Genomic DNA, 11,623 nt, shown 5'->3' with positions numbered 1-11,623 from the left:
CTATCTGACGTCACCATGCAGGCGCTGATCTTTCTGGCAACATTGTTCGTTTTTGTTGTCGGCCTTGTGGTATTAATCATCATTATTGTTTTTATCCGGGACATTTCCCAGAAGAAAGATGCTATCCGGCACAATTATCCTGTTATAGGCCGGTTTCGTTATCTGTTCAGCTCGCTGGGCGAATTTTTCCGCCAGTATTTCTTTGCCATGGATCGCGAGGAGATGCCTTTCAATCGCGCCGAACGGGAGTGGGTTTATAAATCCGCCTCCGGACACGACAATACCGTGGCCTTCGGCTCCACGAAAAACCTGACGCCCCCCGGCACGCCACTGTTTGTGAATACCTCTTTTCCGACATTGATGGAGCACACCAGCGAACCGCCACCGGTTGTCATCGGGCCTTACTGCCCGCATCCCTATGAACCGACTTCATTGATTAACATTTCCGCCATGAGCTATGGCGCGCTTTCCAAGCCTGCCGTACGCGCCCTGTCACACGGGGCCAAACTGGCCGGCTGCTGGCTGAACACCGGCGAGGGCGGGCTGGCACCCTATCATCTGGAAGGGGGATGCGATCTGGTCTTCCAGATCGGCACGGCCAGGTATGGCGTGCGTAATCCCGAAGGCCAGTTTGATGTTGAACGCCTGCACGAGCTTGCCGCTTCGTCACAGATTAAAATGTTCGAAATCAAGTTAAGCCAGGGCGCCAAGCCCGGCAAGGGCGGGATCCTGCCGGGGACGAAAGTCACGCCCGAAATTGCCCGGATCCGCGGCATTACCCCCGGCATGGATTCAATCTCGCCCAACCGCCACCTCGAAATCGGAAATACCGCGGAGTTGCTGGATTTTATCGATGTCGTACGTGAAGCGACGGGCAAGCCGACCGGCTTCAAGCTTGTGCTCGGTGAAGACGAATGGCTGACGCAACTGTGCCGCGAAATACAACACCGGGGTATCAAAACCGCACCGGATTTTATCACGGTGGACAGCTGCGACGGCGGCACCGGTGCCGCACCGATGCCACTGATGGACGATGTCGGACTGCCGATCAAGGAGTCACTGCCCACTGTGGTGGATATCCTGACCCGTTACGGTTTGCGCGATCGAATCCGGGTGATCGCCTCTGGCAAACTGATCACGCCCTCCGGCGTTGCCTGGGCGTTATGCAGTGGCGCCGATTTCGTCAACTCCGCCCGCGGCTTTATGTTTTCTCTGGGCTGTATTCAGGCGATGAAATGCAATCGCAACACCTGCCCGACCGGCGTCACCACACACGATCCCCGCCTGCAAAAAGGCCTGAACCCGGAGGAAAAATCGGTCAAGGTGAAGAATTTCGTCGACAAGATCCATTACGGCACGGCGCTGATCGCGCACTCGTGCGGCGTCCCGCACCAGCGGGCACTGACCCGCGCGCATTGCCGACTTGTTCAACCGGATGGCAAATCCGTTCTGATGAGCACGCTTTACCCCAAACCGGAGGTGTTATCTGACTACCGACAGTAGTATGCTGGTGATATCTACCGGGTTTCATGCTGCCTCTGTCAGTACGCTCGAAATAGCGATTCAGTGATTTTCCACTTGAAAAATCTGCTGAATCTGCCGAAATAACAGGTATGAACACGAGTCAACCTGACAGGTACAACTACCCGAGAATTGTTACAAGGATGTCGGCCCATGTCCGATGAGTCCGATTTGAAAACCCGCTGGAGAAACTCCGCTTTTGCCGGCACCAACGCCGGTTATCTCGAGCAGCTTTACGAAGATTATCTGCAGGATCCCAGGTCAGTGGATCCCCAGTGGCAGGCGCTGTTCCGTGAACTGCCCAAAGTGGATGGCATCGACAAGGACATCTCCCACGCGGCGATTCGTGCCCAGTTCCGTCATCTAACCCCGACACGCCGGCAGGCCGATGTCGACGTGGAACTCATTCACAAGCAGGTCAAGGTCCTGCAATTAATCAACGCCTACCGCTTCCGGGGGCATCAGCTGGCCGATCTGGATCCGCTCGGCCTGCGCGAGGCACCCGAAATTCCCGAGGTGACGCTGGCGCATCACGAGCTCAGCGATGCCGATCTGGATACCGAGTTTGAAACCGGCTCGCTGGTCGGCCCGGATCGGGCGCGACTGGCCGAGATCATCAATATTCTGGTCAACACCTACTGCGGTTCGCTCGGCTCCGAGTACATGTATCTGGTCGACACGACGGAAAAACGCTGGATTCAGTACTATCTCGAATCCGCCCGGGGCCATGCCGATCTCTCCGAAACCCAGAAGCGCGATCTGTTCAGTCGTCTGACCGCGGCCGAGACCCTGGAAAAATATCTGCACAATAAATACGTGGGCCAGAAACGCTTCTCCCTGGAGGGCGCCGAGAGCCTGATCCCGATGCTGCACCGGCTGATCCAGCATGGCGGCGAAAGCGGCGTCAAAGAGATGGCCATCGGCATGGCCCATCGCGGTCGGCTCAATCTGCTGGTGAACGTGCTGGGCAAAACACCGGAAGAGCTGTTTCGCGAATTCGAGGGCGTCCATCCCGGCAATGGCAACGGCACCGGCGATGTGAAATACCATCTCGGCTTCTCCTCCAATCTCAACACGCCCGGCGGCCTGTTGCATGTGGCGCTGGCGTTCAATCCCTCGCACCTGGAGATCGTGGATCCGGTCGTCGAGGGCTCGGTGCGTGCCCGCCAGGATCGGCGCCAGGACTGGGAGGGTAAACAGGTGGTGCCGGTGCTGATCCATGGCGATGCCGCCTTTTCCGGGCAGGGCGTGGTGATGGAGACGCTCAATATGTCCCAGTCGCGCGGCTTTTCCACCAAGGGCACCGTACATATTGTCATCAATAACCAGATCGGCTTTACCACCAGCAATCAGGACGAGGCCCGCTCGACTCTCTACTGCACCGACGTGGCAAAAATGGTCAATGCGCCCATATTCCACGTCAACGCCGACGATCCCGAGGCCGTGCTGTTTCTCACGCAGCTGGCGCTCGATTACCGCATGCGCTTCTACAAGGATGTGATCATCGATCTGGTCTGTTATCGGCGTCACGGGCATAGCGAAGCCGACGAACCCATGGCGACCCAGCCGCTGATGTATCAACACATCAAAAAATTACAAAGCTGCCGGGATCTGTATCAGCAGCGACTTGAAGGTGAAGGCATTATCGATGCCGCCGACGCCAAACAGATGATCGCGGATTATCGCGACGCGCTGGAGCACAACCGGCCGGTGGTCCACGAGATGATCCCGCCCGAGCAGGCCGATTACCCCTACAGTGCCGACTGGAGTGCCTATCATACCCGCGACTGTGTCAGCGACATCGACACCACAGTGGACCCGCAAACCCTGCAGGCCTTGCACGAGCGGCTGGATCGTCTGCCCGAAGACTTTAAACTCCATCGCACGGTCGAGAAGATCATGGACAACCGCCGGCGCATGGCATCCGGCGAACTGGCGATGGACTGGGGCTTTGCCGAAACCCTGGCCTATGCCAGCCTGTTGCACGAGGCCTACCCCATCCGACTCTCCGGCGAAGACAGCGGCCGCGGCACCTTTTTTCATCGTCAGGCCGTGCTCTACAACCAGCGCGATGGCGAGACCTATGTGCCCCTGCGTGATCTGTCCGACGATCAGGCCAACTTTCTGGTGATCAACTCCCTGCTCTCGGAAGAGGCCGTGCTGGCGTTTGAGTACGGCTATTCGACAACGGACCCCAAAACGCTGGTCATCTGGGAAGCCCAGTTCGGCGATTTTGCCAACGGGGCGCAGGTGGTGATCGATCAGTTCATCAGCGCCGCCGAGCAAAAATGGAATCGCCTCTGTGGCATTACCCTGTTTTTACCCCACGGCTATGAAGGCCAGGGACCGGAACACTCCTCGGCACGGCTGGAGCGGTTTTTACAATTGTGCGCGCAAAACAACATGCAGGTCTGTATTCCGACCCATGCGGCGCAGATCTTTCATCTGTTGCGCCGCCAGGTGCTCCGCCAGTGTCGCCGACCGTTGATCGTCATGACCCCCAAGAGCCTGCTGCGCCTGCCCGAAGCCTCCCGGCCGTTAAGCGAGTTAAGCAAAGGAAAATTCTATCGGGTTATCGATGACGAACAGGTTCAAAATCCGGAGTCGGTCAAGCGGGTGATACTCTGTAGCGGCAAGGTCTACTATGATCTCGATCACCGGCGCCGGCAGGATCAACGCGATGATGTGGCGATCCTTCGCATCGAACAGTTATACCCGTTCCCCGAAAAGACCTTGCAAGCCGCGCTCAAACGCTATCCGAATGTGCAGGAGTACATCTGGTGCCAGGAAGAACCCATGAACCAGGGCGCCTGGTATTCCAGTCAGCATCACATGCGCCGGGCGATCGGCGAGCAGCATGGTCTGCAGTATGCCGGTCGTCCGCTGATGGCCGCCCCGGCGGTCGGCTATCCTTCCCTGCACAAACAGCAACAGGAAAACCTGGTCGCCGACGCGCTGGGCACCCCCTCCTGACAATAAAAGACAAAGGAATCGATCATGGCCATTGATATCAAGGTCGCACAGTTTCCCGAATCGGTCACCGAAGGCACGTTGATCGAGTGGCACAAACAACCGGGCGAGGCGGTTCGCCAGGATGAACTGCTGGCCGAGATCGAAACCGACAAAGTGGTGTTTGAGGTCAATGCCCCCGAAGACGGCGTGATGGGAGACCTGCTCGTCCAGCAGGGCGACACGGTCAGCTCGGAACAGGTGATTGCCCGCATGCAGGCCGGCGACGCCGTACCGTCCGATACCGAATCCTCCGAAGCGCCGGCTAAAGCACAAACTCCGCCCCAAAGCAAACCTGAAGGCGAGGCGGAACCCCGGCTCGCCCCGGCCGCGAAAAAGCTGATTGCCGAGCACCAGCTTGATCCGAACCGGATTAAAGGCAGTGGCAAGGACGGACGGATCCTCAAGGAGGACGTGCAGGCGTATCTGGACAAAGGCCAGCCCCAGGCACAAAAAGGAGCGCAACCAGCACCCCCCTCAACACCCGTCGCCGAGCCGGGGGAACGCCCCCAAAAACGGGTGCCCATGAGCCGCCTGCGCGCACGTATCGCCGAACGGCTGGTCGAGGTTCAGCAAACCGCGGCGATCCTCACCACCTTCAACGAGATCGACATGCAGCCGGTGATGGATCTGCGCGCCCGCTATAAAGATAAGTTCGAAAAACAGCACGGGGTCAAACTCGGCTTCATGTCGTTTTTCGTCCAGGCCTGTCTCGAGGCGCTGCAGCGTTTTCCCGAGATCAACGCCTCCATCGACGGCGAGGAGATCGTCTATCACGGCTTTTACGACATCGGCATTGCGGTCGGTTCACCGCGCGGACTCGTGGTGCCGATCCTGCGCGACGCCGACGCGCTGAGCATGGCCCGGATCGAAAAACAGATCGCCGATTATGCCGAACGGGCCCAGAGCGGCAAGCTGTCACTGGACGAGATCACAGGCGGCACGTTTTCCATCACCAACGGCGGCATTTTCGGATCGATGCTTTCCACCCCGATTCTCAACCCGCCACAAAGTGCTATTCTCGGGATGCATAAGATCGAAAAGCGTCCGGTGGTGATCGATGACGAGATCGTCATACGACCGATGATGTACGTGGCGCTCTCTTATGATCATCGCCTGGTGGACGGTCGCGAAGCGGTGCAGTTTCTGGTGACCATCAAGGAATGCATCGAGGATCCGGCACGCATGCTGCTCGATATCTGATGTCATGTTCCGAATGCCCGTTCAAAGAGATTGCTTCGTCACCTTGTTCCTCGCAATGACCCCACTGATTAAGGTCATTGCGAGCACCCCTGAGGGCATAAACACAGCAAAGCAATGTCTTAAACTTTCATGTTTCGGTATTCGGAACTTTTTGCCCGGCCTGACACGGCCTTGAGGAGCCCGAGATGAATGAACAGTACGATGTGGTTGTGATTGGCGCCGGACCGGCCGGTTATGTGGCCGCCATCCGCTGCGCCCAGCTGGGCTTCAGGGTCGCCTGTATCGATGACTATCTCGATGAACAGAACAAGCCCTCGCCCGGCGGCACCTGTCTGAATATCGGCTGCATTCCCTCCAAGGCGCTGCTGGAATCCTCGCACCATTATCAGCAGGCGCAACAGCAGTTTGCCGAACACGGTATCCGCATCGGCCAACTTGAACTGGATCTGGCCGCCATGCAAACTCGCAAACAACAGGTGGTCCGGGATCTGACCGGCGGCATCCAGTCGCTGTTCAAGGCCAACCAGGTCGCCTTTTATGCCGGACGCGGCACCCTCGGGCAAAACAACCGGGTCGACGTCGTCGCTCATGACAACACCACCACACAACTGATGGCCGAACACGTGATTCTGGCAAGCGGCTCGCGCCCGGTCGAGCTGCCCTTTGCCCCGTTCGATGGCAAGCAGGTAGTCGACTCCACCGGCGCGCTGGCCTTTGAATCGGTTCCCAAACGCCTCGGCATTATCGGCGCCGGCGTCATCGGCCTGGAACTGGGCAGCGTCTGGCAACGCCTGGGGGCCGAGGTGGTGGTACTCGAGGCGCAGGAAACCTTCCTGCCCGATGCCGACAATACGATTGCCAAACAGGCCAACAAGCTGCTCGGCCAGCAAGGTCTGGATATTCGCCTGGGCACCCGGGTCGACGCGGTCCACACCGGCAACACCGTCAGAGTGGACTATACCGATGGCCAGGGCAGCCAGAGCCTGGAATGCGACAAGCTGATCGTCGCGGTGGGCCGGCGGCCCAACAGCGAGGCGTTATGCAGCGACGACCTGAGCCTGAGCAGCGACGAGCGCGGCTTTGTGCAGGTGGACGATCACTATCGCACCGGCCTGAATAAAGTGTATGCCGTCGGCGATCTAATCCCCGGTCCCATGCTGGCGCACAAGAGCATGGAAGAGGGCATGGCCGTGGCCGAACGGATTGCCGGGCAATTTGCCGAGGTGGATTACGACAACATTCCGTTGGTGATCTACACCCATCCGGAGATTGCCTGGACCGGGCGCACGGAGCAACAACTCAAAGAGACCGGCGTCGACTATCGTGTCGGCCAGTTTCCCTTCAGCGCCAACGGCCGGGCCCGCGCCGCCGGCGACACCGAGGGGATCATCAAGGTCCTGGCCGATGCCCGCACCGATCGGGTACTGGGCGTGCACATGCTCGGCCCGCAGGCCTCCGAGCTGATCGCCCAGGCGGTGGTCGCCCGCGCCTTCGCCACCAGCGCCGAGGATCTGGCCCTGACGATGTTCGCCCACCCGACCCTGTCCGAAACCTTCCACGAAGCCGCGCTGGATGTGGCGGATCGGGCGATCCATCGCGCCCCGCCACGTAAAAAGAAACATTGACGGTCGAGCCACACCGGCAATCGCTGAATCACCTGCTGCGATTTTGCGCCTCGCGTTACCGCAGTGTGGCAAGGGTCCACTATACAGGACCTGATCACCGGGCTTGATCGACTGAACTTGATCACTGGACCTGATCACTGGACAGGGCCCGGCAAATCTCTTTCAATAGAGCGGACTGACACGAGGAGCTGACATGCGACCTGTTCTCTTGATTTTGTTATCAGTATTGTTCATCCCCGCCACCTGGGCGGATGCCCCCGAAGGTTATCCGTTTCAGGATTTTGACCAGGCCATGAATCAGGCCCGCGAACAGAACAAGACGTTGTTTGTCTACTTTGGCCGTTACGGTTGCGGCTATTGCGAGAAAACCAACAAGGAAGCGTTTTCCGATGACAGGGTTCGTCAAATCTACACCGACAACTATGTGCTGGCCTATGTCGATTCGGAAAGCGGCAAGCGCCTGCAATTGCCCAGCGGTGAACGGATTACCGAACATGAGGTCGGCACCCGTTACGATGCATTTGTCACCCCCGTGTTCACCTTTATGACGCCGCAGGGCAAACCGCTGAAACGCCTGGTCGGCGTCCAGCGGATCGAGGATCTGCTCAACGCCCACGAGGCAATCCAGGCCCAAACCGGGGACCCGTCATGATGTTTCGGCTTGCTTCCTGCATCCTGCTGCTCGCCGCTTACGCCCTGGCCACGCCCGCTGTCGCCCAGCCCTGGGCGTTTGACCCGCCGGTGGCGGTCACCGGGGTACAGGGCGAGGGGATCTTTCACCATCTGGAATCGGCGGGACGCCGCAACATTGCCGTCGCCGGCGACACGGTGGCGGTCAGCTGGGAAGATAACCGTCACGAGACCCCGGCGATCTATCTGGCACGCAAATCCCTCGCTGACGGCGCCTTCAGCCCGGCCGTGCGGATCAGCGGCAAGGATGACGCTTATGAACCGTCACTGACCGCGCTGGACGGGGAACGCTTTGCCATCGCCTGGGAAGAAGCGGGGCGCGTCCGTCTGCGCCTTGGCGACGGCCAGCAACTCGGCCCCGTTTTGACCCTCGATGCCACCCGGGCCGGCCAGGCCAATCTTACCGCCGGGGACGACAGGCTGTTGCTGGTCTATGCCGCAGCCGATCCGAACAGCCGTCATCGACGGATCTACTTGCAGCAATTTGAGACCGACGGTCTGACCCTGCATGCCGACACGGCCTGTGGCGTGGATCCCGAACCGCTCAAGCAGGCCCAGCTCTATCCCAGCGTGAGTCAATTACCCGATCGCACCGTGGTCGCCTGGGAAGATCGCCGCCACGGCCATACCATCATCATGGCAGCCGAGAACCGCCAGCCCGGCACCTGCCGCTTCGACAAACCACAACGCATCAGTGAACCGCTGCCGGGCCCGCGTCCGCCCTTCGGCGAGGGCCACGGCGTCACGCGGGTCGCCATGCACGCCTATGGCAAACAACAGCTGCTCGCCGCCTGGGCCGACAAGCGCGACTTTCGGGAGGGTTATGACATTTACGCCAGCCATTATCCGGCCGAGGGCGACGCCCTGTTCGGCCCCAACCAGAAAGTCCAGGATCCGTTCGGCGGCATCGCCCAGCAGTGGCATCCGAGTGTCGCCGGCAACCCGGCCGGCCAGCTGGTCGTGGCCTGGGACGACGGCCGCGATGATCAGACCAACATTCTGCTCAGCTGGTACAGGGACGGCCAGTGGAGCGACGACCTGCCGGTGCCCGGCGCCAGTGGCGTCCGCGAACAGAATCACCCTTCGATCACCCTGGACCGTCACGGCAACCTCCATCTCGCCTGGGTCGAACGGGAGACAGTCGGCGGCCCGACCCGGTTGCGTTATTTGTTCGGGAAAGCCTCGTCGGCCCAACCCTGAATAAACGATGGCACTTGTGCTGAAGATCCATTCAGATCACGGACCTGATCGACCTCTCTTGCCGACCAAATGGCCCTTCGTGAATATCTCGGAGGTATGGTCCAACGTCCTGGCCCTGGCATTGCTTTTGGCCCCGCTGACCGGACATGCGCTTGAGACAGCAGATGTGATCCTCACTGGCGAACAGTTTCAGGTCGAGCTGGCGCTAAGCCGTGAAGAAAAACAGCAGGGCCTCATGCACCGGGATCGGCTGCCGGAGGGAACCGGCATGTTATTCATCTACGCAACATCTCAACCGACAAGCTTCTGGAACAAAAATGTCCGTTTTTCCATCGATATTCTCTACTTTGACGAGAATCAGGCCTTGTTGCGCGCCGATACCCACGTTCCGCCTTGTCCCCATTCAGCATGCCCCGTCTATCGAACCGCGCAGCCGGTCAAATACGTGCTCGAATTGCCTGCCGGTACCCGGGAGCGGCTTGATCTTCAACCCGGTCACAGATTCATTTTCCGCCAAACAGACGTTCCGAAAACCGAGACAGGGATGAGACGCGACAGCATCGATTAAAGTTGCAGTGAACGGGCATTCGCAACGCTTGTTCAGACTCTATACGATGCAAACCTGGTACTGCTCAGATACGCTATAATTTATTCTTCAAATCTAATCAGGAGAACCCTATGCTGTTACCACGCCATGTAGGAACGATCGTTCTGGCCGCCTGGCTGATTTTGACCGGCCTGTCGGCCTTCGTAAACCTGGGCGATCTACGCAAGCTTTTAGACCTTGGTGCCATCGCCGCCGGGGTATTGCTGTTGTTATCTCGCTAAACAGAGATCCCGGATACCCGATCAGCCTGGCACCGCGAGATGTCCTCGTAGATATGCTGGCATCGGATCGCTTATCCAGGGATTTTCATTGATAAAATTGGCGTTTTCAGGCGTGACGTACAATGCCGATTTACAGTAACGTACAATTGCGATATCCAATCAAGCTACGAGGAATTTTATAAATGGCAAACGAAGGTTTTCACGAAGCGATTGAAGAGCTCTCCGACGAGACCCGGGATATGCATCGCGCCATTGTTTCGCTGATGGAAGAACTGGAAGCGGTCGACTGGTATAACCAGCGCATGGACGCCTGCAAAGACGGTGAGCTGCGCGCGATCCTCAAACACAATCGCGATGAGGAGAAAGAGCATGCCGCCATGGTGCTGGAGTGGATCCGCCGACGCGACAGCAAGCTCAATGACGAGCTCAAAGACTATCTGTTCACCGACAAGGCAATCGCCCACGAGTAACCGAATCCGTCCGGCAGACAGCCATCGCGCAACGATTCTGCAATTCAGTCGTGCATATTGCATGACCCGGGCGCCTTACGTAGCGGGTCGAATCAGCTATCTTATTGTTTTTGCGAGGGTTTAATTTCTGGCCCGAATATTGCGATAGGGTGATCACCTATATAGGAGGAGAAACATATGCAACGTAGAACTTTTCTCAAGGGCGGCCTGGCCGGCAGCACTGTGGCAGTCGCCGTCGGTGCCGGTCTGCTGACCCCCGGCGCGGTCATGGCCGCGTGGCCCAGGCGTGCCTTCGAAACCGAAAGCATGGAAACGGCCATGAATGACCTGTTCGGCAGCGCCCAGGCACAGCCCAGTGATGACATCAGCATCAAGGCCCCGGACATCGCCGAAAACGGCGCCGTGGTCCCGGTTTCCGTCACCACCGTTATCGCCGGCATCGAGGAAATCGCCATCATCGCCGAGAAGAACGGCTCGCCCCTGGCGGCCAACTTCAAGCTGGCCAGCAATGCCAAGGGCTTTGTCTCGACCCGCATCAAGATGGCCAAAACCTCCAATGTGATCGCCGTGGTCAAGGCCGGCGGCAAGGCCTACTCGGCTCGCAAAGAGGTCAAAGTCACTATCGGCGGTTGCGGCGGTTAAGCCCGATCTCGAAACGAATCGATCAAGAGGAACAATATTATGGCTAAGAGTATCCGCGCCCGGGCGACCCTCAAGGGGGACACCGTCACGGTCAAGTCGTTGATTACCCATGTAATGGAAACCGGTATGCGTAAAGACGAGAAAACCGGCAAGAAGATCCCGGCTCACTTCATCCAGGAAGTGACCTGTGCGCACAACGGCAACGAAGTCGTGCTCGCACAGTGGGGGCCGGCTGTCTCCAAGAACCCGTATCTCTCTTACGAGTTCACAGGCGGCAAGTCCGGTGATGACGTTTCCATCAGCTGGGTGGACAACAAGGGTGAGAAAGATTCCCTGACGGTCCAGATCAAGTAACCTTTTTTATCAGGTAACTTGTACAAAAGGCGAAGGAGTCCGCTCCTTCGCCTTTTTTATTTGCGTACAATCGCGACACAA

Annotated in this window: 11 protein-coding genes; all 11 read left to right on the top strand. The window is 58.5% G+C overall.

Going from position 1 to position 11,623, the window contains the following annotated elements; translation table 11 throughout:
* Positions 1-15 precede the first annotated feature (15 nt).
* The 11 genes from U5J94_RS04175 to soxZ all read left to right on the top strand — a co-directional run bounded on the left by U5J94_RS04175 (position 16) and on the right by soxZ (position 11,542).
* Positions 16-1,503, top strand: coding sequence for an FMN-binding glutamate synthase family protein (locus U5J94_RS04175; protein ID WP_416224188.1), 1,488 nt, complete (start codon positions 16-18; stop codon positions 1,501-1,503).
* A 171-nt stretch (positions 1,504-1,674) separates the two neighbouring features.
* Positions 1,675-4,494: a 2-oxoglutarate dehydrogenase E1 component gene (locus U5J94_RS04170; protein ID WP_322564380.1), complete on the top strand. Its 2,820-nt coding sequence runs from the start codon at positions 1,675-1,677 to the stop codon at positions 4,492-4,494.
* A 24-nt stretch (positions 4,495-4,518) separates the two neighbouring features.
* Positions 4,519-5,733: a 2-oxoglutarate dehydrogenase complex dihydrolipoyllysine-residue succinyltransferase gene (gene odhB, locus U5J94_RS04165; protein WP_322564379.1), complete on the top strand. Its 1,215-nt coding sequence runs from the start codon at positions 4,519-4,521 to the stop codon at positions 5,731-5,733.
* Between the two features lie 185 nt (positions 5,734-5,918).
* Positions 5,919-7,358, top strand: coding sequence for a dihydrolipoyl dehydrogenase (gene lpdA, locus U5J94_RS04160; protein ID WP_322564378.1), 1,440 nt, complete (start codon positions 5,919-5,921; stop codon positions 7,356-7,358).
* Between the two features lie 193 nt (positions 7,359-7,551).
* Positions 7,552-8,010, top strand: coding sequence for a thioredoxin family protein (locus tag U5J94_RS04155; RefSeq protein ID WP_322564377.1), 459 nt, complete (start codon positions 7,552-7,554; stop codon positions 8,008-8,010).
* Positions 8,007-9,248: a hypothetical protein gene (locus U5J94_RS04150; RefSeq protein WP_322564376.1), complete on the top strand. Its 1,242-nt coding sequence runs from the start codon at positions 8,007-8,009 to the stop codon at positions 9,246-9,248. Before U5J94_RS04155 ends, U5J94_RS04150 begins: the two co-directional genes overlap by 4 nt.
* A 7-nt stretch (positions 9,249-9,255) precedes the next feature.
* Positions 9,256-9,816 carry a DUF192 domain-containing protein gene (locus U5J94_RS04145; protein ID WP_322564375.1) on the top strand — a complete coding sequence of 187 codons (561 nt, stop codon included), beginning with the start codon at positions 9,256-9,258 and terminating at the stop codon, positions 9,814-9,816.
* 110 nt (positions 9,817-9,926) lie between these two features.
* Complete coding sequence (locus U5J94_RS04140) at positions 9,927-10,076, top strand: hypothetical protein (RefSeq protein ID WP_166668741.1); 150 nt, start codon at positions 9,927-9,929, stop codon at positions 10,074-10,076.
* Between the two features lie 182 nt (positions 10,077-10,258).
* Positions 10,259-10,546, top strand: coding sequence for an encapsulin-associated ferritin-like protein (locus U5J94_RS04135; RefSeq protein WP_322564374.1), 288 nt, complete (start codon positions 10,259-10,261; stop codon positions 10,544-10,546).
* Positions 10,547-10,723: 177 nt separating this feature from the next.
* A complete protein-coding gene (soxY, locus tag U5J94_RS04130) occupies positions 10,724-11,188 on the top strand; it encodes a thiosulfate oxidation carrier protein SoxY (protein ID WP_322564373.1) in 465 nt (154 codons plus the stop codon).
* 39 nt (positions 11,189-11,227) lie between these two features.
* Entirely contained in the window at positions 11,228-11,542 is a 315-nt protein-coding gene (soxZ, locus tag U5J94_RS04125) for a thiosulfate oxidation carrier complex protein SoxZ (protein WP_322564372.1), read from the top strand.
* Positions 11,543-11,623: the final 81 nt, after the last annotated feature.

Source organism: Thiohalophilus sp., from assembly GCF_034522235.1.
Taxonomy (GTDB): Bacteria; Pseudomonadota; Gammaproteobacteria; order UBA6429; family Thiohalophilaceae; genus Thiohalophilus.
The sequence above is the reverse complement of the archived record's forward strand: the minus strand, read 5'-3'. Positions and strand labels throughout refer to the sequence as shown.

Bases quoted from the DNA above. Each gene is read 5' to 3' on its own strand.
- U5J94_RS04175 (WP_416224188.1), top strand. From the start codon at position 16: ATGCAGGCGCTGATCTTTCTGGCAACATTGTTCGTTTTTGTTGTCGGC.
- U5J94_RS04170 (WP_322564380.1), top strand. From the start codon at position 1,675: ATGTCCGATGAGTCCGATTTGAAAACCCGCTGGAGAAACTCCGCTTTT.
- odhB (WP_322564379.1), top strand. From the start codon at position 4,519: ATGGCCATTGATATCAAGGTCGCACAGTTTCCCGAATCGGTCACCGAA.
- lpdA (WP_322564378.1), top strand. From the start codon at position 5,919: ATGAATGAACAGTACGATGTGGTTGTGATTGGCGCCGGACCGGCCGGT.
- U5J94_RS04155 (WP_322564377.1), top strand. From the start codon at position 7,552: ATGCGACCTGTTCTCTTGATTTTGTTATCAGTATTGTTCATCCCCGCC.
- U5J94_RS04150 (WP_322564376.1), top strand. From the start codon at position 8,007: ATGATGTTTCGGCTTGCTTCCTGCATCCTGCTGCTCGCCGCTTACGCC.
- U5J94_RS04145 (WP_322564375.1), top strand. From the start codon at position 9,256: ATGGCACTTGTGCTGAAGATCCATTCAGATCACGGACCTGATCGACCT.
- U5J94_RS04140 (WP_166668741.1), top strand. From the start codon at position 9,927: ATGCTGTTACCACGCCATGTAGGAACGATCGTTCTGGCCGCCTGGCTG.
- U5J94_RS04135 (WP_322564374.1), top strand. From the start codon at position 10,259: ATGGCAAACGAAGGTTTTCACGAAGCGATTGAAGAGCTCTCCGACGAG.
- soxY (WP_322564373.1), top strand. From the start codon at position 10,724: ATGCAACGTAGAACTTTTCTCAAGGGCGGCCTGGCCGGCAGCACTGTG.
- soxZ (WP_322564372.1), top strand. From the start codon at position 11,228: ATGGCTAAGAGTATCCGCGCCCGGGCGACCCTCAAGGGGGACACCGTC.